We start from the raw sequence: 26317 nt of genomic DNA on the forward strand, positions 1-26317 counted from the left end.
AATGCCTGCGCCCATCCCTCCCCGGCCGTTTCCGCACGGTCAGAAAAGAAGCTACCGGACTCGCTCATCTCACCACTCCACGCTATCCCTGTAATACGCAGACCAACCTCAGCCACGTCCGGCCACGGCACACCCGGCACCGTATGCCGGTACCGCACACCGACCCCACCCCTAGCTGCCCCTAAAAGGGATCAGAGGGATTTCTTGCGGACGAGCGTGATGCCGTCCGCCATGACGAGGAGGGACATCTCCACCCGGTCGTCCCCGTGCAGGAACGCGTTGAGTTCGCGTACCGCGAGGGTGTCCGCGTCCTGGGCCGCGGGGTCGATGACCCGGCCGAAGAAGAGGGTGTTGTCCACCACGATGAGCCCGCCCGGCTTGAGGAGCGCGAGCGACGCCTCGTAGTACGCCGGGTAGTTCGCCTTGTCCGCGTCGATGAACACGAAGTCGACGCTCTCCGGGCCGCGTTCGGCGGTGAGGTCCGCGAGGGTGTCCACCGCGTTGCCGACGCGCAGGTCGATCCGGTCCTGGACTCCGGCCTGCTTCCAGTAACCGGCGCCGATCTCGGGCCACTTGTCGAGGATGTCGCAGGTGATGACCTGCCCGCCGGCCGGGAGGGCACGGGCCATGCACAGGGTGCTGTAGCCGGTGAACGTGCCGATCTCCAGTACGGTGCGGGCTCCGGTCAGACCGACCAGGAGGGCCAGCAGCTGGCCCTCCTCGGCCATGACCTGCATGGCTTGCCCTGCGGGCAGCTCGGCCGTCTCCGCGCGGAGGGCGGCCAGGATGTCGTCGTCGCGCAGGGAGACCCCCCGGACGTAGTCGAGCAGCTCCGGGCCGGACAGTATCTGTTGCGCCATGGCTGGTGAGGGGGCGCCGCCGCGTCGCGGCCGCGCCCCCGTCCTCCTCACGAAGAATGACCGGGCCGGCCGGGGCCGGACCGGAAGGAAAGGGCGAGTTGGGGGTTCCCCGCCCCCTACACGGCCACCGCCGGTACCCCGTAGGGGGTGCCGACGGCGGTGTCGGAGGAGCGGGGCAGGTACGGGGCGGCCGGGTCAGGGCGGGTACGGATCCCCCGGTCAGACCGCGGAGGGCACGCCTCCGGCGAGGTGGGGGGCGATGAGGGTCAGGGTCGACGGGGCTTCGTGCCGGGCCGGGACGAGGTGCAGCCGCTGGATGTCGTCACCGCCGTCCCCGCCGCCGTCCCCGTCCGTTCCGGCGAGGCACGCACAGTCCTCGCCGTCCCCGAAGCCCGCGAAGCGGTAGGCGACTTCCATCATCCGGTTGCGGTCGGTACGCCGGAAGTCGGCAAGGAGGTGGACGCCTGCCCTGGCCGCCTGGTCGGCAAGCCAGTTCAGGATGGCGGTGCCCACTCCGAAGGACACCACCCGGCACGAGGTGGCCAGCAGCTTCAGGTTCCAGGCGGCCTCGCCGCTGGTGTCGAGCAGCATCACGCCGATGGCGCCATGCGTGCCGAACCGGTCGGTCAGTGTTGCCACCAGGACCTCGTGGTCCGGATCGGCCAGCAGCCCGCGCAGCGTCTCGTCCGAGTAGTGCACACCCGTCGCGTTCATCTGGCTGGTGCGCAGGGTCAGTTCCTCGACCCGGGACAGCTCCTCGCCACCGGCCCGGCCGATGCGCAGCTCCAGCTGGAGCGAGCGCAGGAACTCCTCGTCGGGGCCGTTGAACTTCTCCTGCTCGGCCGACCTGCGGAAGCCTGCCTGGTACATCTCACGGCGCCGGCGGGAGTCCACGGTCACCGACGCGGGGCTGAACTCCGGCAGGTCAGGCAGCGACAGTGCCTGGGTGGCGTCGTAGCAGCGGACCTCGGGCGCGTGGAAGGCCACCTCGGCCCGCTCGGCGGGCTGGTCATCCATGAAGGCGATGGTGTTCTGTGCGAACTTGAGCTGCTCGGCGATGTCGAGCACCGCGTCCGACTTGCGGCCCCAGCCGATGTGCGGGAGCACGAAGTACTGGGCGACGCCCAGCTCTTCGAGCCGCGCCCACGCCCGGTCGTGGTCGTTCTTGCTGGAGACGGAGTGCAGGATGCCACGGGAGTCCAGCTCGACGATGACGTCACGCACCGCATCGTCCATGCTGACCTCACCGTCCTCCAGCAGGGTTCCCGACCACAGGGTGTTGTCGAGATCCCAGACCAGGCACTTCACCACGTTCGGTTTGCCGGACACGTCGTGTTCTTCCCCTCGTTCGAGTCACTCGGCATGGCTGAGGGCGTGCTGAGACAGGATCAGCTGGCAGATCTCGTTGCTGCCCTCGATGATTTCCATGAGCTTGGCGTCGCGGTAGGCCCGCGCCACCACATGGCCGTCCTGGGCCCCGGCGGATGCCAGCACCTGCACCGCGGCCGCGGCCCCTCGTGCAGCATGGCCTGCGCCGATGTGCTTGGCCGTGACGGCCGCCACGACCATGTCCGGGGACTTCGCGTCCCAGCGGCCGCTGGCGTGCTCGCAGGCGCGCGACGCGATCTGCTCGGACACATACAGTTCGGCGATGTGCCGGGCGACCAGCTGGTGTTCGGCGATCGGTTTGCCGAACTGCTGCCGGCCCTTGGCGTGGGTGGCGGCGGCGTCCAGGCAGGCCCGCAGGATGCCCACACAGCCCCAGGCCACCGACATCCGGCCGTAGCCGAGCGCCGCGGTGACGACGAGCGGCAGCGGGAGCCCCGTTCCGCCCAGCACGTTCTCCGCCGGTACGCGTACGGAGTCGAAGCGCAGGTCGGCGTGGCCGGCCGCCCGGCAGCCCATCGGCTCGGCGACGCGTTCCACGTGCACGCCCGGTGTGTCGGCCGGGATGACCACCGCCGCCGCGCCGTCGTCGTACTGGCCGACGATCACCAGCAGGTCCGCGTAGTGCGACGCGGTGATCCAGCGCTTGGCGCCGTCCACCACGACCGAGTCGCCGTCGCGGCGGATCCGGGTGCCGATCGCGGACAGGTCACTGCCCGCGTCGGTCTCGCTGAAGCCGACCGCGGCCAGCTGTCCGCTGCTCAGACCCGGCAGGAACGCGCGGTGCTGCTCCCGGGTGCCCAGCCGCTCGATGGTCCAGGCGGCCATGCCCTGGGAGGTCATGACGCTCCGCAGCGAGCTGCACAGGCTGCCCACGTAGGCGGTGAACTCGCCGTTCGTGCGGCTGTCCGCGCCCCGGCCGCCGTGGGCGGCGGGGATCTGCGCGCTCAGCAGACCGAGGCCGCCGAGCTTGCGCAGCAGCTCCAGGGGCAGCAGTCCCGCACGGTCCCATACGCCGGCCTGGTCGCCGACGAGTGCGCGGACCGTTTCGCGCTCACCGTCGAGCAGGTCAGCCACGGTCGACCACGGCCTCACGGAGCCTGAGCACCAGGGAGCCCATCGACTGGACCGTGCGGAAGTTCTCCAGCTTCAGATCGGGGCCGGAGATGACGATGTCGTACTCGCCTTCGAGGTGGACGACGAGTTCCATGGCGAACATGGAGGTGACCAGGCCCGATCCGAACAGGTCGTGGTCGGGGGTGAGCTTCGTCTTCGTCCGGCCCTCCAGGTGAGCGAGCAGCTCGGCCTCGATGGTCTCGGCGGTGATCTCGGCAGTCCGGGTGGTGTCATTCGTGGTCACGACAGTGCCTTTCCGTAGTCATAGAAACCGCGGCCCGACTTGCGGCCGTTGTGGCCGAGCCGGACCTTTTCGAGCAGCAGGTCACAGGGGCGGCAGCCCTCGTCGCCGGTCCGCGTGTACAGCGCGGCGAGCGAGTCGACGAGGTTGTCGATCCCGATCAGGTCGGCTGTGCGCAGCGGCCCGGTGGGGTGCCCGAGGCACCCTTCCATCAGGGCGTCGACCGCTTCGGCGTCGGCGGTGCCGGCCTCGACCAGCCGCGCCGCGTCGTTGATCATGGGGTGGAGCAGCCGGCTGGTGACGAAGCCGGGTGCGTCCTGGACGACGACCGAGCGCCGCCGCATTGCCGTGAGCAGCCCCACGACCCCGGCCATCGTCTCCTCGCTGGTGCGCGGCCCCTTGATCACCTCCACCATCGCGATCAGATAGGTGGGGTTCATGAAGTGGGTGCCGACCAGTTCGTCCGGCCGGGCCACGGCTTCGGCGAGTTCGTCGATGGGGATGCCGGAGGTGTTGGAGATCAGCGGGGTGCCGGGCCGGATCACTCCGGAGACCTCGGCCAGCACCTTGGCCTTGAGAGCGGCGTCCTCGGTGATCGCCTCGATCACCGCGGTGGCGTCCGCGCCGTCCACGGGGGACAGTGCGGTGGTGAGCTCTCCGGCGGGGGTGTCCGCCGGGAGCGCCCCCATCAGCTGTGCGTGGCGCAGCAGTTGGGAGATCTGGGTGCGGGCGCGGTCGAGCGTGCTCTGCTCGACGTCGACCAGGACGACGGGGATCCCGTGGCCCAGGGCCGTCGTCGCGATGTTCACGCCCATCACGCCCGCGCCGAGAATCGTCAGGCGCTGGTTCTGTCCATCGGTTGTCATCGGCTCTGTGCACCGTCCTTCGCTGGCGGTTGTACGGACGCTCGGGTGGCCCCCTGAAGGGGCGTACGGGGTGCGCCGGCGGCCCCGTCACGCGGGCCGGGCAGCGGCGCGGGTCCAGGTGGCGCCTCGTCGAATCGGCGGCGCATGTAGGAGAGGTCGGTGAGCAGCCCGGCCGAGGTGACCCGGCGGCTGTGCCCGCCCTCGGCCAGCCCGCCCAGGGGGAGCGAGCCGGTGTCGGCCCAGCGCAGCCGGCCGTCCCCGTCGATGTAGCTGCGGCAGCTGCCGCGGTTGTCCGGGTGGAGGCAGTACGGGATGTCGAGGAACCCCCGCCGGAAGGCGAGGAGCAGTGCCCGCGAGATGTCGCGGTCGAGGTCCAGGGTGGCCTCGATGAGGGCGCGGGCCTCCCGGTAGGTCTGCGAGTCGGTGGCATCCGCGTCACCGATCACCGGCCCGCTGCCCGCGGCGGTGTCCCCGGCGAATTCCAGCGCGTCGACGTTCTCCTCGACGGTGGGGATGCGGCGGGACTCCGCGACGGTCTTGACGATGAGCCGCTCCGACCCGGTGCCGACCGCGAGTTCGGCAGCCCGGCCCAGCAGGGCCTGTGCGCCGTGGTCGGTCATCGGGTAGACGCCCATGTAGGCGTAGATGACCACGTGCCAGTTCTCGGTCGGCAGGAGTTCGGCGCAGAGCCGGCGCAGGGCGAGCACCGCTTCCCTGTCCTGGGCGGCGCTGGTCTGCTGGGCGTAGCTGACGGAGACGCTGCGGATTCCGTACCGGCAGAAGAACAGTGCTTCCAGGACGCTGAGCGCCACCAGCATGCTGGGCGGGCAGAGTTGTCCCAGCATGCAGCCGCCGAAGGTCTCCAGATGGGGTTCGACCCCGGCCTCCAGCAGGGTGGCGTAGCGCCGTGTGCACTGCTGCCAGTTCTCGATGGAATCGGCGAGAGCGGTGCGCCCGTACGGCAGGCAGTAGGAGACGGGGCCGCCCTCGGTCGCGTTGAGGCGCAGCTCGATGAGCCGTTCGAAGATGTCCTGCGGTACGGCGGAGCCGTGCCGGACCTGTACCGGGAAGCGGTGGTCCCGGATGCCGTCGAGTACCGCTTCGGTGACCTCCGTCCCGTAGGTGACGATCGGATAGCCGTTGAGGCCCACTCCGTGGCGCAGGGCTTCCTCGACCGACTCCAGCTCACCGACGCGGGTGAAGCTGTCGAGGGTGATGGTGCCGACCGTGGTGGCCCTGGCCGCCCTGGTCGCGGCGAGGCCCGTCCGCATCGGGCCGGGGCCGCCGAACCCCATGCGCGGCTGGACGACGAGCCCGCCCGAGCCGCCCGCACGGCGTACGAACGCACCGAAGTCGACGGGCCGGCTGTGGGCGAGGGCCCGGCGCACCGAGCGGACGATGGAGGTCATGACGCGACAGCGGCCATCTCCGCCGTGGCGCCGGCCTTCGCGGGCAGCGAGTGGACGAAGTCCTGGAAGCCCGCGGTGCTGCTGCCCTCGAACACGGCGTGGAAGCCGGCCGCCATCAGCTCGTCGACGTAGGTGGCGTTCTCATCGGAGATGCCGAGCATCCCGCCGATGACGACGGGGGTGTCGGCGAGCTCCGCGCAGGACCGCAGCCGGCCGATGACACGCATTCCGTCCTGATAGCCGTGTCCGTTGACACTGCTGATGACGACCATGTGGGGGGAGAGCGCGCGGCATTCGTCGACGAGGAGTTCGTCGGGCACGCACGGGCCGAGGTTGACGACGTCGTATCCCAGCTCTTCCACCAGGAGCTGGAGGAAGACCAGGTTCCAGGTGTGGGAGTCGGAAGCCATCCCGGTGACGACGACGGTGCCGCGGGCAGCGGGCGCCTCCGGACTCGGGGGGAGGACTGCGGACGGTGCGCTGTTCACTCTCGTGCTCCGGTTCCGGTCGGCAGGTACGCGCGGTGGTGTTCGATACGCGAGGCGGAGATGCTCCCGTCCGCGCGGACGGTCACCTCGGTGGGCGCCGGCCTGCCGAGGAACATGAGGAGGCTCGCGGTGGGGCCGTACGCTCCGACGTTGGGGACGCTGACGAGGTCGTCGGCCCGGAGCACCGGCAGTTTGATCTCCCGGCCCAGTACGTCACCGGGCGTGCACAGGGGGCCGACCAGGCTCGCGGACTCCACATCGGCACCCGCCCGGGGCTGCACCGCCACAGGCAGCAGCCGTCCCAGGCCCGACATGCCGCCGAAGGTGTTGATGCCGGCGTCCGTGATCACGAACTTGCGGCCGCGGCTGACCTTGACGTTGCTGACGGAGGCCAGCAGCGTGCCGCTCGCGCCGATGAGGAAGCGGCCCGATTCGCAGGCCAGCCTGGGGCTGCCGGACCGCCACTCGGGGAAGTGCGTGTCGAGGGCGGCTTCGAGTTCGGCGCGGAGCTTGGGGTAGCTGCCGCGCTCGCCCGGGACTCCGTACGGGACGGTGAAGCCGCCGCCGATGTCCAGGTAGTCCAGCGGGATGTCCAGCTCCTGGTGGAGCTGCGCGGCGACGGCGATGGTGTGCTGGAACTCGCCGATCAGCGATTCCTCGTCCTTGGCGTTGCTCAGCGGGAAGAAGTGCATGCCCGTGAGCCGGGTGCCGGGGACGTCCCGCAGTTCGGGCAGCACTTCGGCGAGCGTCTCGCTGTCGAAGCCGAACTGCGAGGGGGTGCCTGTCATCCGGATGCTGCTGGTGGCGCTGGCCGACGCGCTGTTGATACGGAGCAGACAGTCGGCCACGACGCCGTGTTCCAGCGCGGCCGCGCCGACCCTGCGCACATCGGTGACGGAGTCCGTCGAGAACATCCGCACGCCCAGGCCGATGGCCTCGCTCAGCTCCCCGAGGGTCTTGCCGGGGCCCGTGTAGAGGCAGTCCGCGCCGGAGAATCCCGCTTCGAGAGCGGCAGCGAGTTCGCCCGTCGAGCTGATCTCGGGGCGGCAGGTCCGGCCTTCGCCCTCGCGCAGCGCCCGGACCAGGTCGGGGTGGGGGTTGGCCTTGAGCGCGTAGTAGAGGTGGAAGCTCTCGGGCAGCGCGTCGAACAGCTCGCGGCGGGCCGCGGTGACCTCGGCGAGGTCGTAGACGTAGAGGGGTGTGCCGTAGCGCACCGCCAGCTCTTCGTGACGGGTCACCGTCCCTCCCCTTCGAGCATGTCGATCAGCGCCTGGCGCGCGTTCTTCCCGTGGAGCGTCAGCGGCAGTTCCGGGATGACCTTGCACAGGGCGGGCACCTTGGCGGGTTCCAGCCGCTTCGCCAGCTCCTTGAGCACGACGGTCGGCGCCAGATCGGCTTCGACGAAGACCGTCAGGTCCCGCCCGTCGTGCGGCGGGAGCACCGCGGCGACCCGGACACCGGGGACGTCCATGGCGGCCGCCTCGATCTCGACGGTGCTCATGCGGATGCCCTTGCGTTTGAACATGTCGTCCCTGCGGCCCTCGAAGTAGAGGTAGCCGTCGGCGTCGAGACTTCCGTAGTCGCCGGTGTGCAGGCGCGGTTCGCCGGTGACCGGGTCCGGCCGGAAGTTGCCGGCCGACAGCTCGGGGGACCGCCAGTAGCCGGGCATCACATGCGGCCCCGCGGCCACGATCTCGCCGGTCTCGCCGACCGGCAGTTCGGTGCCGTCCGCGTCGAGGATCAGCACCCGGGTGCCGGGCAGCGGGCGGCCGACCGACTGGAGGCGTTCGCCGTCCTCGTGGGGCGGCATGATGGAGATCCGCTTGCACTCGGTCTGCCCGAACTGGCGCACCACCCGTACGCCGGGGAACGCCTCCCGCAGCGCCGAGATGGTGGTCGCCGGAAGGGCGGCGCCGGTGTTGGTGAACATCCGTACCGGCGGCGGCTGTCCGGTGTCCCGGGCAGCGAGGGTGGCGATCATCGCGGCGAGCGAGGGCACGATCGGTACGACGGTGGCGCCGGTCTCCCGCATACGTGTGAGCAGGACGAGGTCGGACTCCTCGCCGGCGAGGACCAGTTCGGAACGGCCCAGGCAGGAGAGCAGGACCTTGTACAGGCCGTAGTCCCAGGAGAGCGGGAAGCGGCAGAAGACCACGTCGTCCGCGCGGTATCCCAGCTCCGCGTTGATCGCCGACGATGCGAAGGTGACCTGCCGGTGCGGGCACACCACGGCCTTGGGGGCCGCGGTGCTGCCCGAGGTGTAGACGAGGGCGGCGACGTCCTCGACGCCGACCTCGACGGCCACCGGCTCCGGCGTCCTGTCGGCCACGGCGAGGATGTGGGTCCAGGCGACGGAGATGTCGTGGACCGGTACGGCGGTGTTCTCGCGCAGACCGGGAGCCGAGGCGGCGTCGCCGATGACCAGCGCCGGCTCCGCGTTCTCCAGCACCGACGAGAGGTGGAACCGCTTCATGGCCGGGTTGAGCGGCACGAAGATCGCGCCGCACCGTACGACTCCGTAGAACAGGGCGACCAGTTCGACCCGGCTGGGCAGTTGCACGACCACCCGATCACCGGGGGCGACGCCCTGTCCCCGCAGCCAGTGGGCGACGGCGTGGCTCAGCTCGTGCAGCCTGCGGTAGCTCAGGGCGGTGACGGAGTCGCGTACGGCGCGGGCATCGGGCACCTCTGCCGTGGCGTCGTCCAGCAGGCTGTGGACGAGTGTCCCCTGCGGGTACGCGAGTCCCGTTTCACGATCGGTCAGTTGATTTTGGGCATGCAAAGCCGTTCTCCGATTTCTGGAAAAGGCGGGCCGGGTCGCATTCCGGTACGTGGGGAGTCAGAAACTCCCCACGTACCGCGCAATTACTCGTCGATCAGCTTGAGCGCGTCCGCCGGGCAGACGTCAATGGCTTCGAGCACGGCATCGCGCAGCTCGGAACCGGGATTGTCGATGAGCAGAAAGACCCGGCCGTCCTCATCGTTCTGCTCGAACAGGTCCGGCGCCGCGAGCACACAGCAGCCTGCACCCACGCACCGATCGTCATCAACCAGCACACGCATAAGGGGATTTCCTCCGTTACCAGGTGACCGGGAGTTCGTGAATCCCGTGGATGAGCGCGTCCTCGCGCACACGCAGTTCCACGGCGGGAACATCGAGCCGCAGCTCGGGAATGCGCGTGAACAGGGTGGTGAGGGCTATCTGGAGTTCCAGGCGTGCCAGGTTCTGCGCGACACACCCGTGCGGGCCGTATCCGAATGCGAGGTGGCTGCTCGCGCCCCGGTGGATGTCGAAGGTGCCCGGGTCCTCGAAGGCCTCGTCGTCGTAGTTGGCCGCGACGCGTGAGGTGATGATTCCGTCACCCGCGCGAATCAGCACTCCGCCGATCTCGATGTCCTCGGTCGCGACCCGGGAGGTACCCCAGTCGTTGGTGCTGGCGTAACGCAGCACCTCTTCGACGACCTTGGGCGCGAGCGAGGGGTCGGCCTTGAACTCGGCGAGCTGGTCCGGGTGCTGGAGCAGCGCGAGGACCCCGAGGGTGAGGTTGTTGGCCGTGGTCTCGTGGGCGGCGCCGTTCAGGACGTTCGTCATCCAGGCGATGTCCTCGTGAGTGAGGCCGTGGCCCTCACGCTCGTTCTTCTCCAGGACACGGCTGGGCAGGTCGTCACCGGGGTTGGCGGCCTTCTCGGCGATCTGCTTGCCGAGGTACTCCTCCATCTGCCCGATGATCCGGATCTGCTCCTCGGGCAGGGTGGCGCTGTTCATCAGCGTGCCCGACCACTTCTGGAAGACTTCCCGGTCCTGGAAGGGAATGCCCAGGATCTCGCAGACGACCTGCGACGGCATGGGGATGGAGAGGGCCGCCACCAGGTCGACAGGGCCACCCTGCTCGATCATCCGGTCGATGTATCCGTCGACGATCGACTGAATGCGCGGGCGCAGCTTCTCCAGCGTCTTGACGCTGAACTCGGGGCCGAGAAGGCGTCGCTGCACGGCGTGGTCGTGACCGTCCAGGTTGAAGAGCCCCCGGCGGACCGTCTGGACGTACGCGTCGTCCACATTGATCGGGATCGGATATCCCGGCAGCTTGATGTTCGCACTCAGCCGGGGGTCGGAGAGGATCTGCCGGATGAGGTCGTATTTGGTGAAGAGCCAGGCGGGCCGGCCGTTCACGGCTACGGTCACCTTGGACACCGGTTCGGTCTTACGCAGCTCCGCGTACTCGGCCGGTGCACCGAACGGACAACGAGCGGCAAGCGGAAACGGGCGCCTTACCTCTGCCTCAGTGTTTTCCGCTTCAGCTATTTCGGTCATGATTCCCCTCTTGGGACGGGCCTTGCCGGCAGGTGATCCACCTCGCGGTCAATGGCTGCGGCCACGGTCCCGCACACGGCACGAGCGAGTTTCTTGAGCCAAACGCTATTCAGCGCGGGACGCCTCCAGCACCCCTAACGACCCCTAAACCACTGCTGTTTCAGCCATGGGGGTCCCGGTGGCGCACGCGGCCGCGAGTTTGCCCCGGTCGATCTTCCGGTTCGAGTTCAGGGGCAATTCGTCCAGGTGCCGGTACTCGCGCGGCAGCATCCCCTGCGGCAGCGTCTGGCGCAGCTCCCTGGCCAGCACGGACGGCGCGGTCGGGGATCCGGTGTAGTAGACGACGAGTTCGAGTCCGTTGCCCGAGGCGCGGGTGACGGCGACCGCTTCCGTGACACCTTCGGCTGCGCGCAGGGCGTGCTCCACCTCGGAGAGCTCGACGCGCCAGCCCTGGATCTGCACCTGGTTGTCGAGCCGGCCCAGGTAGATCAGCTCTCCGTTGTCCAGCGTGCGCACCCTGTCCCCCGTGCGGTACCACGTACGGCCGTCGTAGGGGTGGAAGCGGCCCTGCTCGTCGGCGGGATCCAGATAGCCGGGGACCATCTGAGGCCCGGTGACGCACAGTTCGCCCTCGCCCCGCACCGGGTCACCGTTGCCGTCGAGCAGCAGGTGGTCGTGGCCTTCGTTGACGGCGCCGATGGGGACCAGGCCGTTGACGCACCGGGCGGGCGAGTCCTGCGGGGACCAGCGGTGCCCGGTGATGGTGACGGTCAGCTCGGTGGGCCCGTAGATGTTCTCCAGCGTCGAACCGGGGGCCGCCGACTGCCAGTCCACGGCGTCGGCAGCCTTCAGTGCCTCACCCGCGAACAGGGACCAGCGCAGTGTGGGCAGGGATCCCGGCCCGAGGCCGCTCATCCTGCGGATCAGGGGGATGGCACTCGGCGTGGAGAACCAGACGCTGATGTCGTGTCCGGCGAAGAAGGACGGCATGTCGCTGTAGGCCTGCGCGGGCACCGCCTGCACGGTGGCTCCCGCGCCCCAGGCGTTGAAGACGTCGAACATGGCGCAGTCGAAGTTCAGGTCGAAGGTCTGGGAGAAGACGTCGTCCTGGTGGAAGTCGTAGCGCCGGTCCAGGAGTTGGAAGTAGTGGTGCAGGTTGCCGTGGGTGATCCGTACGCCCTTGGGCCGGCCGGTGGAACCGGAGGTGAAGAGCATGTACGCGGTGTCGTCGCTCCCGGCGGGCCGCGGGGCGTCGAGGGTGCCGCGTGGCCCGGTTCCGATGGCCCGGTGCCCGTGGGGCACGGATGCGCCGCCGAGCGGCAGGACGGGAAGGTCCGTGCCGGGCGCGGCCCCGTCCGCCAGCGCGGCCAGCCCCTGTTCGTCCGCCAGGACCGCCGACACCGCGGAGGTCTGGAGCATGTACCGGGTGCGGGCGGCGGGGAAGCCGGGGTTCAGCGGGACGGCGGCGGCACCGGCGTAGAGCGCGGCCAGCAGTCCCACGTAGGCGTCGACGCTCTTGGCGGCCAGTACGCCGACCGCGCGCGGCGCGCTCTCCCCGCTCGAACCTGCCAGCAGGGCGCCGGCCCAGCGCAGCGCACGCTCGTGGGCCTCCTCGTAGGTGACGGACTCCCGGCCGGCCCGTACCGCGGCCTTCCCGGGCGAAAGTTCGAGACCACGCAAGAAGCGCGCGTGGAGAGCCTTGTCGGCGGACATGTTTCCAGCCTCCTCAAGAGGTACCGAAAAGAAGGGGGAGATAGGGGGTGCCTTCATCGCACACGCCGAATACAGTCACATTGAAAATTATTGCGGCACATAGCCCGACACATAGCCAGACGCCTAGTCCAGCACACAAGTCCGGCACACAAGTCCGGCGCATAGTCCGGCACCTAGCAATTACAAGATGCGGAGTCACCATGTGGGACGAGCAATTCGAAGAGCTGCTGCGCAAGTATCTGCCGTTCCTGGGTCCGCATGAGACCCTGACCGCCGATTCAGGTCTGCGTGACCTCGGACTGGACTCGCTCGGTACCGTGGAAATGCTGGCGTCACTGGAGACGATGTACGACGTTCGCTTCGTCGACGACATGCTGACCACGGAGACGTTCGCGACTCCGGGGGTGCTCTGGGCGGCGGTCTCCCGGAGTCTCGCCCGCTGACCCGGTTCCTCCTGCGGCCCCGGACAACAGCGGGTCCGGACACAGAAATTGCCCTTCGCGATCTCCTCGATTACGGAGGGCACTTCTGTGTGCGCGTTCCCTCGTTATGCGGCGCCCCGGCGGCGCGGTTGCAGCGCGAGCCTCGGATTGACCGGAACGACCTCGAAGTTGCGGGTCGTGACGCCGACCCGGCCGAAGAGGCTGTCCGGACCGGAGACGAACACCTTCCGCACGCCCGCGTCCTTCAGCGCCGCCACCACGTCCGGCCACTGGACCGCCTGGACGAAACCGTCCAGCAGCATGGCGCGCACCTCCGCACCCGTGGTGAGGACGCGGCCGTCCTGATCGGCGACCACCGGCCGCACCGGGTCGGTGAAGTGCAGGTCGGCGAAGATGTCCTGCTCCACGCTGTCGCGCAGCGGACGGAACGCGCCGGAGTGCATCGGCGGGCGCATCGTGTAGAGCGGCAGACCGCCGAGGGACCGGACACGGGACTTCAGCCACTCCAGCCGGCTCTCGTGGAGCGAGAGCATGTGGAAGTCGTGGTCGACGCGGCAGGAGATGTCGTACCACTCGCCCTGCTCGTCGAACTCGGCCAGGATCTTGGCCAGCGCGTCCTCATCGGTGCGGGCGAAGGAGTGCGTCACCACGTCCCGGTGCGCGACGGCGAAGTACTCCTCCAGGGCCCGCGCCCAGCGCGCCGTCATGCCGACGGCCTCCTCGAAGGGCAGGGCGCCCGAATACACGGCCACTGCTTTTCCGCCGAAACTCGGCCCCACACAGAGATCCGGCCGCAGCCCGATTGATTCCTCCGCCCATTCGGCCAGCGCCAGGCAGTTGACGAGGAAAGCGACCTGGGCGTATTCGCTGTAATCCCCTTCGGTCTCCCGGAACCGGTCCACGAGTGAATATCCAAGTACTTCGTCCGCAGTGGCCACGAGTTTCCTCGCTGCGGGATTCACCAGCATGAACTTCGCCACGTCACTGAATGGGCAGGGACCCATTCCGGGAAAAATGACCGCGCTGGCCGCGCTGCCGGACGGCGGAACACTCTCCATGGTCCTGTCCCCTACGCAATTCTCATATCGGCGGTGCGACGGCAGGTTCCGGCCGTCCCGGCCAGTTTGTTCCGGTGGGGCCGCCGCCAGTACCCCTAGCGGCCCCTACCGGTTCCCGGACTCCCCTGCCGCTGCCCGGACTACACGTTTCTCTGCCCGGACCGCAGACTCGTCAGATACTCCGTCATGATCTTGTTGAACAGTTCCGGCTCCTCCAGGTGCGGCAGGTGACTGGAGTTCTCCAGGATCTCCCACCTCACGTCCGGTATGAGGTCCTGGAACGGCTGGACGGTGGCAGGGGTGGCCTCGTCGTGCCGTCCCGAGATCAGCAGCGTCGGCACCTCGATGTCCGGGCAGCAGTCCTCGACGGACCAGTCGCGCAGTGTTCCGGTGACATGGAACTCGGTCGGGCCGTTCATGGTGTAGTACACCGTCGGGTCGTTGTAGACCTCGTAGAACGAGGCCAGGTAGTCCCGCGGCCAGGGCCTGAGCAGGCAGACATGCTTCTCGTAGAAGACCCGCATGGCCTGGTGGTACTCGTCGTTCTCGGTGGTGCCCGCGGCCTCGTGGCGGCGTAGCGTCTCATCGACGCCCGGGGGCAGTTCGGCCCGGAGCCGGTCCATCTCCTGGCGCCACAGCGGGTACGAGGCGGGCGAGTTGGCGATGACGAGGCCGCGCAGTCCGGCCGGCCGGGCAGCGGCGTGCCGGGCGACCAGCATGCCGCCCCAGGACTGCCCGTAGAGGATGTAGCCGCCGGCGATGCCGAGCCGCTGGATCAGGTTGTCCAGCTCGGCCTCGAACAGGTCGGTGGTCCAGAAGTCGGCGCCGCGTCCGGGCAGGTGGGTGGAGCCCCCGTTGCCGAGCTGGTCGTAGTGGACGACGGGCCAGCCCTCTTCGGCGAGCGCGGTCAGGCTCAGCAGGTAGTCGTGCGTGCTGCCGGGCCCGCCGTGTACGACGACGACGGGCGGGCGTCCGGAGCTCAGGTCGCCGGTGATCCGGTACCAGGTCTCGTACTCACCGAACGGGACCGTTCCCTTGGCGGTGGGTGCCAGCGTCATGAAGTTCGCCCTCGATCCGTTGAGTTGAGCCAGTCGGAGATCAGCGCGGCGGTGTCCGTCGCCTGCTCCTCGATGACCGTGAAGTGGTTCGCCCGTATCGGGGCGACGTCATGTTCCGGGAACCAGGGCTGGGCCCGCCAGGTGTCGGCGTCCTGCCCCTCGCTCTCCCCGGACGGTGCGAAGGACTCCGTGCACTGCACGAGCAGCACCGGAGCGGCCACGGGAGCCGGCGCGAACTCGGAGAGGACCTTGCCCCAGCCCGCCATGCCCGAAAGCCGTGCGTCGTCGAAGCCGCCGAAGGCGGACTCCTTGGCGAGCAGCCCGTGCGCCAGGGCGTCCAGTGACACCCCGCCCGTCGCCGAGTCCATCCGGAAGCTGTCGAGCAGGACGACTCCGGCCGGGGTGATGCCCAGTTCGTTCTCCAGGTACGCGGCGGTCGCGTACGCGAGTGTGCCGCCGGCCGAGTAGCCGATCAGGACGAACGGTTCGCCCTCGGCGGCGTCGAGCACCGCGCCTGCCACGACGTCGACCGCGGCGGATGTACTCGCGGGCAGCGGCTCCCCGGTCCGGAATCCCGGCAGCGGTACCGCGGAGACCTGGCGTTCCCCTCGGAACGCCGCGGCCAGCCGGGCGTGCTGGGCGACGCCTCCGGTTGCCATGGGGGTGCTGATGCAGATCAGCCGGGGTGCGCCCGGGCCTTCGGCCAGCCGTACCGGAGCCGCGAGCGGTCCGGCCTGTGCCGCCGCGTCGAACGTCGGCCGGAAGTCGGCCACCGTACGCAGCAGGTCGAATCCCTTGTCCATCCGCCCTGCCTCGGCCGCTGCCCGGAACAGTGTGCTCAGAGAGCCCGCTCCGGAGACCTCACCCGGGACGTCCCCCGCCTCCGCTTCGCTCGCCCCCGACGGCGCCTGCGCCGCCAGCAGGCCGTGCAGGAACCGGGCCAGCTCGGCCGGGGTCTTGTTGTCGAACACAGCGGTCGGCGAAAGCCGCAGCCCGGTTGCCCGGTTGAGGCCGTTCCGCAGTTCGAGGGAGGTCAGCGAGTCGAAGCCCGACTCCAGGAAGTCCCGCTCCGGGTCCACCGCGTCGGCACTGTCGTGCCCCAGGACCTTGGCCGAGCCGTCCCTGACGAGCTGGAGGAGCAGCGCCTCCTGTTCCTGCTCGTCCAGACCGGCCAGCTGTTCGCGTACGGATGCCTGAACTGGTGCACCGGCACCGGCCGGGCGGCGCCTGACCGTGGGCACCAGGCCGCGCAGCAGGGGCGGCAGTTCCTCGCCCGCCGCGGCGAGCACCGCCGGGTTGAAGCCGACCGGGAGCAGTACGGGAGCCTCCGCACGGATCGCCGCGTCGAAGAGCGCGAGCCCCTGGTCGGTGGTGAGTTCGTCGATGCCGCGCCCGCTCATCCGCTCCCGGTCGTGGTCGGTCAGCGTGCTCGCCATGCCCACGTCCCTGGACCAGGCGCCCCAGGCGAGCGAGGTTCCCGGGAGTCCGGCGGCCCTGCGGTGCGTGGCGAAGGCGTCCAGGAAGGCGTTGGCCGCCGAGTAGCCGGCCTGGCCGGCGTTGCCGAACACACCGGCCATGGAGGAGAACAGCACGAACGCGGTGAGGTCCAACTCCTTGGTGAGTTCGTGGAGATGGAGTACGGCATCGACCTTGCTGTGCAGAGTCGCATCGACCCGTCCGGGCGTCAGTGTGGCGATCACTCCGTCGTCCAGCAGCCCCGCCGCGTGCACCACACCGGTCAGCGGGTGTGCTGCCGGTATGCCGTCCAGTACGGCGGCCAGCTGGGCACGGTCACCCGCGTCGGCCGCCACGGCCCGGACCTCGGCCCCCATCGCCGTCAGTTCGTCCATCAGCTGCGGTATGCCGTCGGCGGCCGCACCGCGCCTGCTGGTCAGGAGCAGGTGCCTGACTCCATGGGCGGCCACGAGGTGACGCGCGATCAGCCGGCCGAGGGTGCCCGAGGCGCCGGTGACCAGCACCGTGCCGGCCTCGCCGAACCCGCCGGGGCGCACGGGGCCTGCCGGGACCCTGCTCAGCCTCGCCACATGGGCGGTACCGCCCCGCAGCACCGCCTGGGACTCCGCAGCGGCCGCGGCAGCGATCCGCGGCACTTCGACGTCGGCCACCGTGCCGGGACCATCGTCCGTGCCGAGGTCCTCGTCCGTGTCGGCGAGCAGGATGCGGCCGGGGTTCTCCTGCTGCGCCGCGCGCACCAGCCCCCATACCGTCGCACCCGCCAGGTCGGTCACGTCCTCGCCGGACATCGCCACGGCGCCCCGGGTGAGGACGAGCAGCCTGGTTCCGGCGAGCCGGTCCTCGGCGAGATAGGCCTGGACGGCTTCCAGTGCCTGCCTCGTACGGTCGTGCACGGCCGCGGCGTCGTGGCCGGGCCTGCTCCGCAGGAGGAACAGGTCGGGCAGGGGGCTGTCCTGGACCGCTGCCCCGTGCTCGGCGCGACCCGCCCAGTCCGCCCAGTCCGCCCAGGTGAGTGGCGGTCCGTCGAGTGCCGGGGCAGGAAGCGGGGCCCAATCGACCTGGTAGAGGCTCTTGTGGTGCCCGCCCGCTCCGGCTGCCCCCAGCTGGTCGAGGGACACGGGCCTGGACAGCACGGATCCGGCTGCCAGCACGGGCCGTCCGGTCTGGTCGGCCACGGCCAGTGCGATGCCCTGTTCGGTGGGGGTGAGCCGGACGCGCAGACCGGAGGCGCCGGTGGCGTAGAGGGACACATCCATCCAGGCGAAGGGCAGCACGGCGCTGTCTCCGCCGGGTGCACCGTCATGGATCAGTGCGGCGTGGGTGGCCGCGTCCAGCAGTGCGGGGTGCAGGCCGAGCCGGCCCGCATCGTCGTGGGCCTCCTCGGGCAGCGTGATCTCCGCGAAGATCTCCTCCCCGGCGGTCCATGCGGCCGTCAGTCCCTGGAACACCGGACCGTAGCCGTATCCCCGGCCCAGCAGCCGGGCGTACGCATCGGTCACATCCATCGGCTCCGCACCGGCGGGCGGCCACTGCGTCAGCTCGAACGCCGCCGGACGCGCGCCCGGCGCGAGGAACCCCTCCACATGGCAGGTCCACGGGCCGCCGGATGCGTCCTCCGCTCGGGAGTAGACGCTCAGCGACCTGCGCCCTGACGCGTCGGGGCCGGCGACCACTGCCTGGATCTGCGTTCCCTGGTCCTCGGCGAGCACGAGGGGCGCCTGGAGGGTGAGTTCCTCCAGTACATCGCAGCCGACCTGATCGCCGGCGCGCAGTGCGAGCTCGACGAAGCCGGTGGCCGGGAAGAGGATGGTCTCACCGAGCCGGTGATCACCCAGCCAGGGCTGGAGGCCAGGCGAAAGCCGTCCGGTCAGTACGCGGCTGTCATCTCCCGGCAGTTCGACGACAGCACCGAGCAACGGGTGCTCGGGGTCGCCCAGGCCGAGCGATGACGCGTCGCCGGAGCCGACGGGTGAGTGGGCCCAGTAGCGCTGGTGTTGGAAGGCGTACGTGGGGAGTTCGGTCAGCCGGGCACTGGATCCGGCGAAGAACGCCCGCCAGTCCACCGGAACGCCCCGCGCGAACAGCCCTCCCAGACCTGTCAGAAGCTCCGTGGCCTCATCACGACCACGACGCTGCAACCCAACAAACGCCACCCCATCAACATCATCGTCACCGACCACCTCCACACCCATCGGAACCAGAGCCGCATCCGGCCCCACCTCCACAAACGACCCCACACCACGGCCGACGAGTGTGGTCACCGCATCCGCGAAACGCACCGGCTCACGCACCTGCCGCACCCAATAACCAGGATCCGACCACTCACCCTCGACCCCACCACCGGTGACGGTCGAGACGGCCGACAACTGGGGTGCATTGAAGGTGAGTTTCTCTACTACAGCCGCGAAGTCGTCCAGCATCGGGTCCATCAACACCGAGTGGAACGCGTGACTCACATCAAGCCGCTTCGTCTTACGACCGAGCGCAGCGATCCGCCCGGCCAGCTCCAGAACCTCCGCCTCAGCACCCGAAATCACCACCGAGGACGGGCCATTGACGGCGGCGATACACACACCAGCCGACAACAGCCCGGCAACCTCAGCCTCCGGGGCCCCGACCGCGACCATCACACCACCCGAAGGCAGCGCCTGCATCAACCGCCCACGCGCGGCCACCAACACCACAGCATCCTCAAGCGACAACACCCTCGCCACATGAGCCGCAGCCACCTCACCAATCGAATGACCAGCCACAAAGTCAGGCCGCACACCCCACGACTCAAGCAACCGGAACAACGCCACCTCAACCGCGAACAACCCCGCCTGCGCAAACACCGTCCGGTTCAGCGCACCAGCATCAGTGCCCCAGACCACCTCACGCACCGAAACGTCCGTACCGGCACCCGACAGCTCGGCATCCAGCAACCCCACCACCGCATCAAACGCCTCAGCAAACACCGGGAACGCCTCATACAGACCACGCCCCATCCCCACCCGCTGAGCACCTTGACCCGTAAACAAGAACCCAACACGCCCACGACGAACCGAATCCACCACACGACCCGCACCCGAAACCACCGAACGCAGACCCTCGACGAACCCCTCACGGTCCCCCGCCACCACCACAGCCCGATGTTTCAGTGCCGAGCGCGAGGTAGCCAGGGAGTAGGCCACATCCACCGGATGCAAGTCGGCGCCTTGCTCCACATGCGCCACCAGAGCCGCAGCCTGCGCACGCAACGCCTCAGCACTGCCCCCGGACACCACCCACGGCACCACACCACCAACAGGCACCTCAACCGGCACCGGCAGCGCCTCCGGTTCCTCCAGGATGACGTGCGCATTCGTCCCGCTCAGGCCGAACGACGACACACCAGCCCGCCGCGGACGACCCGCCTCAGCAGGCCACGCCCGCTCCTCCGTCAGCAACTCCACCGCACCCGCAGACCAATCCACCTGCGACGACGGCTCATCCACATGCAACGTCCGCGGAAGAACACCCTCCCGCAACGCCATCACCATCTTGATCACACCCGCCACACCCGCAGCAGCCTGCGTATGACCAATATTCGACTTCACCGAGCCCAACCACAACGGCCGATCCTCCGCACGGTCCTGGCCGTATGTCGCCAGCAGCGCCTGCGCCTCGATCGGATCACCCAGCCGGGTCCCCGTACCGTGTGCCTCCACCACATCCACATCGGTCGGACGCAGGCCGGCGATGGACAGGGCGGCCTGGATGACGCGTTCCTGCGAGGGTCCGTGGGGGGCGGTCATGCCGTTGGACGCGCCGTCCTGGTTGACGGCTGATCCCTTCAGCAGCGCCAGCACCGGGTGACCGTTGCGCCGCGCATCCGACAGACGCTCCAGCACCAGGACGCCCACACCCTCCGAGAGCGCGGTGCCGTCGGCGCCGCTGGCGAAGGACTTGCACCGGCCGTCGGGGGCCAGGCCCCGCTGGCGGCTGAAGTCCACGAACATGTCGGGGGTGGACATGACGGTCACACCACCCGCCAACGCCAGCGAACTCTCACCCGACCGCAACGACTGCGCCGCCAAATGCATCGCCACCAACGACGACGAACACGCCGTATCCACCGTCACCGCCGGACCCTCAAGACCCAACGTATAAGCCACCCGACCAGAAACCAGACTCCCCCCACTGGTCACCGCAGCCTCAGCACCCAAACCATAATCGTGATACATCAACCCCGCGAAAACACCCGTCGCACTCCCCTTCAACGACAAAGGATCAACACCCGACCGCTCCAACGCCTCCCACGACGCCTCCAACAACAACCGCTGCTGCGGATCCATCGACAACGCCTCATTCGGACTCACCCCGAACAAACCCGCATCAAACAAACCCGCACCCCCCAGAAAACCCCCCTCCCGCGCATACGACTTCCCCGCCCGACCCACCACCGGATCGAACAACCCACCAACATCCCAACCACGATCCCCCGGAAACACCCCCACAGCATCCACACCACCGGACACCACACCCCACAAACCCTCCGGCGACGACACCCCACCCGGATACCGACACGCCATCCCCACCACCGCAACCGACTCCCCCGCCAACAACCCCTCCGCGGGGACTGTCCGGTTGGGCTGCTTCGGCTTCACACCGGCGAGTGCCGTGTCCAGGTAGGACGCGACAGCTTGTGCGGTGGGATGGTCGAAGATCAGGGTCGCGGGCAGCCTCAGTCCGGTGGCCGCGTTGAGGCGGTTGCGCAGTTCCACCGCGGTGAGCGAGTCGAAGCCGAGGTCCTTGAACGCCTGGTCCGGGTCGAGCGCGTCCGGGTCCGCATGGCCGAGCACGCCCGCGACGTGGCTCCGTACCAGGTCCAGCAGTTTCCGTATCCGCTGCTCGGGGCCTGCACCGGCCAGCATCCGCTGGACGGCGGACGCGTCCGACGTCCCGTCCGCGGCCTTGCGCAGGCGACGGCCGGGCACCCTGGCCAGACCGCGCAGCAGCGCGGGGATCTCGTCCGCACGGGCACGCAGCGCCGCCTGATCGATCCGGAGGGGGGCCAGCACCGGGGCCCCGATCTCCAGGGAGGTGTCGAGCAGGGCGAGGCCCTCGTCCACCCGGAAACCGGGCAGACCCTGACGGGCCATCCGCTGAAGATCGACGTCCTGGAGGAGCCCGCTCATACCGGCCCCCAGCCACAGGCCCCATGCCAGTGACGTACCGGCCAGGCCGTGGTGGTGCCGGTGGACGGCGAGCGCGTCCAGGAACACGTTGGCTGCCGCGTAGTTGGCCTGGCCCGAGGCCAGCACCATGCCGCCGGAGGAGGAGAACAGCAGGAACAGGCCGAGATCCATGTCGCGGGTCAGCTCGTGCAGATGCCAGGCGGCGTCCGCCTTGGCGCCGAGCACGGCGTCGAACCGTTCCGGTGTGAGCGTGCTGAGCAGCCCGTTGTCGGTGACACCGGCCGCGTGGACGACACCGGTGAGGGGGTGCCCGGCGGGGACGGTGCCCAGCAGCGCCGTCAGCGCCGCGCGGTCCGTGACGTCACAGGCGGCCACGGTGGTCTCGGCGCCCAAAGCGGCCAGTTCCGTGCGCAGTTCACCCACACCGGGGGTCTGCTCGCCCCGCCGGCTGGTCAGCAGCAGATGCCGTACGCCGTGGACCGTGGCCAGGTGGCGGGCGACTTCCGCGCCGATTCCGCCGGTTCCGCCGGTGATCAGGACGGTACCCGCCGGGTTCAGGACGGGAGGTGCGGCGTCCTCGGGGTGGTTGGCCGCCACGAGCCTGGGGGTCAGCACGGCGCCGTCGCGTACGGCAGTCTCCGTCTCCCCCGACCCGATGGCAGCGGCGAGGCCCTGGGGCCCGTCCGCGGTGCCGAGGTCGACCAGCAGGAAACGCCCCGGGTTCTCCGCCTGCGCCGCACGGACCATTCCCCACACGGGTGCCTGGCCCAGATCGATGTCCCCGTCCGGAGCACCGGTGCTGCCCTGGCCCGGCTCTGAGCCGGTGACAGCGACGGCGTGGCGGGTGACGACGGCCAGTCGTGAGTTCGCGAAGCGCTCGTCGGCCAGCCATTCCTGGAGGGCGGCCAGCGTGCGGTGCGCGATGTCCCGTACGCCGCCGAGGACGTCGTCGGCGACGGACGGCTCCACCCGGTGCACGACGGTGTCCGGTGCGGTCTCCCCCTCGTACCGTGCGTCCCATTCGGTGAACTCGGTGTTCTCGTCCGCCCCTTCGCCCGGGACCGGCTGCCAGCTGATGCGGTACGGAAGCTCGCGGCGGCCCTCCTCGGCAGCGCCCAGCTGCTCGGCGGTCACCGGCAGTGCGGCCAGCGAATCGACCGAGAGCACCGCACGCCCCGTCGCGTCGGCGACGGCGACGGACACCGAGTCGTGCTCTGCCTTGGTGATCCGCACCCGGAGTGCCTTGGCCCCGGCCGCGTGGAGGGTGACGCCGCTCCAGGCGAAGGGCAGGACGGTCGCGCCGTCCCTGCTGCCGCCGTCTTCGAGGAGGCCGGCGTGCATGGCCGCGTCGAAGAGCGCCGGGTGCAGCCCGAACCGTTCGGCGTCGGCATGGGCCTGCTCGGGCAGCACCGCCTCGGCGAAGACCTCGTCGCCCCGGGTCCAGAGCGCCTTCAGGCCCTGGAACACCGGCCCGTAGTAGTAGCCCTGCTCCAGCAGCCGGTCGTACGCACCGTCGAGGGAGACCTCAGTAGCGTCCACCGGCGGCCATTCGGTGAGTTCGAACGACGGGCGGGCCGCGCCGCACGCGAGGATCCCCTCGGCGTGCAGCGTCCACGGGTCGGTCGTCGCGTCCTGGAGACGCGAGTAGACCTGCACACCGCGCCGCAGCGCGTCGTCCGGCGCACCGACCACCACCTGCAGATGGATGCCGCCCTGCCGGGGCAGTACCAGCGGTGCACGCAGCGTCAGTTCCTCCAGCACGTCGCACTCGACCTGGTCGCCCGCCCGGATGGCCAGCTCCACAAGACCGGTGCCCGGCACCAGGACGGTGCCGAGCGCGTCGTGGTCACCGAGCCACGGGTGGGTCTGCAGGGAGAGCCTGCTGGTGAACACGTAGCCGTCGCTGTCCGCGAGGGCGACGGCCGCCCCGAGCAGGGGATGCTCCACGGGCAGCTGGCCGAGCGCGGTCACGTCCGACGCACCGGCGTCGGGAATGATCCAGTCGCGCCGCCGCTGGAAGGCGTAGGTGGGCAGCGCGACCCGTTCGCCCGCGGGGGCGCAGCGCGTCAGGTCCACGGAGGCACCACGCACATGGGCCTCCGCGAGGGACAGGGTCATACGGGTGGAGCCCGCGTCCTCGCGGGCGAGTGAACCGACGGAGGCGGCGCGGGCGCCCGTGTCCTCGAAGATCTCCTCAAGTCCGGGCCTGAGCACCGGGTGGGGGCTGCACTCGACGAACAGGGTGTGCCCGTCGGCCAGCGCGGCCAGGGCCGCCTGGTGGAACTGCACGGGAGAGCGCAGATTGCGGTACCAGTACGCTGAATCCATGGCGTCCGTGGCAGGCAGGAGCGCCCCGGTGAGAGTGGAATAGACGGGCACCTCGGGGGCGCGCGGCGTCACTCCGGAGAGGGCATCGGCCAGTTCGCCGGCGATCTCCTCGACATGCGCCGAGTGAGCGGCGAAGTCCACACCCGGGATCGTCCAGCGCATGGCGCGGGCCTTGGCCAGGACGGTCTCGAACTCCCGCAGGGCCACCGCGTCGCCCGACACCACGACGGCGTTGGGACCGTTCTCCGCGGCCACCGAGATCCTGTCCCCGTACGGGCCGAGCCGCTCACGCACGAAGTCGACGGGCTTGACGATGGACATCATCGCGCCCTTGCCCGATATGGAGAGCAGAGCCTTGCTCCGCAGCGCCACGATGCGCGCGCCGTCCTCCAGCGAGAGAGCACCGGCCACGCACGCGGCCGCGATCTCGCCCTGGGAGTGCCCGATGACCGCGGAGGGCCGCACCCCGTGCGCACGCCACACCTCGGCCAGGGAGATCATGACGGCCCACAGCATCGGCTGCGCCACGTCGACGCGGTCCAGGGTCGGGGCGTCCGGCGCCTGGCGTGCCACCTCCAGCGGTGACCAGTCGATGTGCGGGGCCAGCGCACGGGCGCACTCGTGCATCCGTGCCGTGAACACCTCGGAGACATCCAGCAGCCCTGCGGCCATGCCCGGCCAGTGCGAGCCCTGCCCGGGGAAGACGAACACGGTCTTGCCGGGTTCCTCGGCCGTGCCCTGTACCAGGCCGGCGGACGGCAGGCCCTCACTCAGGGCGTGCAACCCGGTGAGCAGGGATTCCCGGTCACTGCCGACGACCACGGCGCGCTGGTCGAAGACCGTACGGCCGGTCAGCAGGGAATGGCCGACGTCGGCCGCCCGGAGACCGGGGTGCTCATCGAGGTGCGCGATCAGGCGGCCGGCCTGGGCGCGCAGCGCCGGCCCGGTCCGCGCGGACAGGGCCCACGGAAGTACACCCGTGGCCTGCTGCGGGGGCTGCTCCGGCACCGGCGCCGAGCCGCGATCGGTGGCCTGCTCGGGGCTGAGTTCCGGGGCCTGCTCGACGATGACGTGCGCGTTGGTGCCGCTGAAGCCGAAGGAGGAGACTCCGGCCCGGCGCGGCCGCTCGTTCTCGGGCCAGGGCCGGGCCTCGGTCAGCAGCCGTACGTTGCCCGTGCTCCAGTCCACCTGGTCGGTGGGCTCGTCCACGTGCAGTGTCCTGGGCAGCAGGCCGTGCCGCATCGCCTGCACCATCTTGATGACACCGGCGGCTCCGGCCGCGGTCTGGGTGTGGCCGATGTTGGACTTGAGCGAGCCGAGCCACAACGGCCGGTCAGCGGGCCGGTCCTGCCCGTACGTCGCCAGCAGCGCCTGCACCTCGATCGGGTCGCCGAGCGTGGTGCCCGTACCGTGCGCTTCGACCACGTCGACATCCGCCGGGGTCAGCCCGGAGTTCTCCAGCGCCTGCCGGATCACCCGGCGCTGGGAGGGGCCGTGCGGCGCAGAAAGGCCGTTGGACGCACCGTCCTGGTTGACCGCGGACCCCTTGATGACCGCGAGCACCTGGTGGCCGTTGCGCCGCGCGTCGGACAGACGCTCCAGGAGGAGCAGGCCCGAACCCTCGGCCCAGGCCGATCCGTCGGCCGCCGCGGCGAAGGACTTGCAGCGGCCGTCCCTGGCGGATGCCTTCTGGCGGCTGAACTCGATGAACGTCTCAGGCGTGGACATCACGGCGACGCCGCCCGCCAGCGCGAGTGTGCACTCTCCGGAGCGCAGCGCCTGCGCGGCGAGGTGCAGCGACACGAGAGAGGAGGAGCACGCGGTGTCCAGGGTCACCGACGGGCCTTCGAAACCGAAGACGTAGGAGATCCGCCCGGAGGCTATGGCGCCCGAATTATTGTTGTGCGTGTAGTCGTGGTACATCATCCCGGTGAAGACCCCGGTGGGGCTGCCCTTGAGGGGGCGGGGGTCGATACCCGCGTGCTCGAACGCCTCCCACGCCGTCTCCAGCAGCAGCCGCTGCTGGGGGTCCATGATCAGCGCCTCGTTCGGGCTGATCCCGAAGAACTCGGCGTCGAAGTCGCCTGCCTCGTGCAGGAATCCGCCCTGGTCGACGTACGAGGTGTTCTCGCGGCGCGCCTCCGGGTCGTACAGCCGCTCCAGATCCCAGCCCCGGTTGTCCGGGAACGCGCTGATCGCGTCGGTCTCGTCGGCGACCAGCTGCCACAGGGCGTCCGCGGAATCCGCGCCCCCCGGGTACCGGCAGGCCATGCCGACGATGGCGATCGGTTCACTGGAGGCCGCGGCCAGCTTGCGCTTCTGCGTGCGCAGCCGCTCGGCCTCCTTGACCGATGCCCGCAGCGCATCGACCAGCTTCTGCTCGGAGCCACCCATCACAGCC

16 protein-coding genes are annotated in these 26317 nt (G+C 69.8%); 1 reads left to right on the forward strand and 15 read right to left on the reverse strand.

The genetic code is table 11. The features are described from left to right. Positions 1-191: 191 nt before the first annotated feature. The 12 genes from OG385_RS04780 to OG385_RS04835 all read right to left on the reverse strand — a co-directional run bounded on the left by OG385_RS04780 (position 192) and on the right by OG385_RS04835 (position 12394). Entirely contained in the window at positions 192-860 is a 669-nt protein-coding gene (locus OG385_RS04780) for an O-methyltransferase (RefSeq protein ID WP_266852118.1), read from the reverse strand. Positions 861-1079: 219 nt separating this feature from the next. Continuing rightward, positions 1080-2189 carry an HAD family hydrolase gene (locus OG385_RS04785; protein ID WP_266852120.1) on the reverse strand — a complete coding sequence of 370 codons (1110 nt, stop codon included), beginning with the start codon at positions 2187-2189 and terminating at the stop codon, positions 1080-1082. 24 nt (positions 2190-2213) lie between these two features. Further along, entirely contained in the window at positions 2214-3314 is a 1101-nt protein-coding gene (locus tag OG385_RS04790; RefSeq protein WP_266860636.1) for an acyl-CoA dehydrogenase family protein, read from the reverse strand. Position 3315: 1 nt separating this feature from the next. Continuing rightward, positions 3316-3606 (reverse strand): acyl carrier protein, encoded by a 291-nt coding sequence (locus OG385_RS04795; RefSeq protein WP_266852121.1) that lies wholly within the window; start codon positions 3604-3606, stop codon positions 3316-3318. Further along, entirely contained in the window at positions 3603-4469 is an 867-nt protein-coding gene (locus tag OG385_RS04800; RefSeq protein WP_266852123.1) for a 3-hydroxyacyl-CoA dehydrogenase family protein, read from the reverse strand. The genes OG385_RS04795 and OG385_RS04800 overlap by 4 nt, the downstream gene beginning before the upstream one ends. Continuing rightward, entirely contained in the window at positions 4466-5878 is a 1413-nt protein-coding gene (locus OG385_RS04805) for a methylaspartate mutase (protein ID WP_266852125.1), read from the reverse strand. Before OG385_RS04805 ends, OG385_RS04800 begins: the two co-directional genes overlap by 4 nt. After that, the gene (locus OG385_RS04810) at positions 5875-6366 is read right to left on the reverse strand and encodes a cobalamin B12-binding domain-containing protein (protein ID WP_266852127.1); all 492 of its coding nucleotides are present in this window, start codon (positions 6364-6366) and stop codon (positions 5875-5877) included. The genes OG385_RS04805 and OG385_RS04810 overlap by 4 nt, the downstream gene beginning before the upstream one ends. Continuing rightward, complete coding sequence (locus OG385_RS04815) at positions 6363-7604, reverse strand: type III PLP-dependent enzyme (protein ID WP_266852129.1); 1242 nt, start codon at positions 7602-7604, stop codon at positions 6363-6365. The genes OG385_RS04810 and OG385_RS04815 overlap by 4 nt, the downstream gene beginning before the upstream one ends. Then, positions 7601-9076 (reverse strand): AMP-binding protein, encoded by a 1476-nt coding sequence (locus tag OG385_RS04820; protein WP_266860637.1) that lies wholly within the window; start codon positions 9074-9076, stop codon positions 7601-7603. Before OG385_RS04820 ends, OG385_RS04815 begins: the two co-directional genes overlap by 4 nt. Positions 9077-9231: 155 nt before the next feature. Then, positions 9232-9429 (reverse strand): ferredoxin, encoded by a 198-nt coding sequence (locus OG385_RS04825; protein ID WP_266852131.1) that lies wholly within the window; start codon positions 9427-9429, stop codon positions 9232-9234. Positions 9430-9445: 16 nt separating this feature from the next. Beyond that, on the reverse strand, positions 9446-10540 hold the full coding sequence (locus tag OG385_RS04830) for a cytochrome P450 (RefSeq protein WP_266852132.1): 1095 nt from the start codon (positions 10538-10540) through the stop codon (positions 9446-9448). A gap of 285 nt (positions 10541-10825) precedes the next feature. Further along, positions 10826-12394, reverse strand: coding sequence for an AMP-binding protein (locus tag OG385_RS04835; protein WP_266852133.1), 1569 nt, complete (start codon positions 12392-12394; stop codon positions 10826-10828). Between the two features lie 200 nt (positions 12395-12594). On the opposite strand from OG385_RS04835, the gene OG385_RS04840 reads away from it, so the two are divergent. Next, positions 12595-12837 (forward strand): phosphopantetheine-binding protein, encoded by a 243-nt coding sequence (locus tag OG385_RS04840; RefSeq protein WP_266852135.1) that lies wholly within the window; start codon positions 12595-12597, stop codon positions 12835-12837. A 104-nt stretch (positions 12838-12941) separates the two neighbouring features. Here OG385_RS04840 and OG385_RS04845 read toward each other — a convergent pair whose 3' ends face one another. The 3 genes from OG385_RS04845 to OG385_RS04855 form a co-directional block, all read right to left on the reverse strand. Further along, on the reverse strand, positions 12942-13805 hold the full coding sequence (locus OG385_RS04845) for an ACP S-malonyltransferase (protein WP_266860639.1): 864 nt from the start codon (positions 13803-13805) through the stop codon (positions 12942-12944). Between the two features lie 230 nt (positions 13806-14035). After that, a complete protein-coding gene (locus OG385_RS04850; protein ID WP_266852136.1) occupies positions 14036-14953 on the reverse strand; it encodes a proline iminopeptidase-family hydrolase in 918 nt (305 codons plus the stop codon). Then, the gene (locus OG385_RS04855; protein ID WP_266852138.1) at positions 14950-26310 is read right to left on the reverse strand and encodes a type I polyketide synthase; all 11361 of its coding nucleotides are present in this window, start codon (positions 26308-26310) and stop codon (positions 14950-14952) included. The genes OG385_RS04850 and OG385_RS04855 overlap by 4 nt, the downstream gene beginning before the upstream one ends. Positions 26311-26317 lie beyond the last annotated feature (7 nt).

The organism is Streptomyces sp. NBC_01306 (assembly GCF_026340465.1).
Taxonomy (GTDB): Bacteria; Actinomycetota; Actinomycetes; order Streptomycetales; family Streptomycetaceae; genus Streptomyces.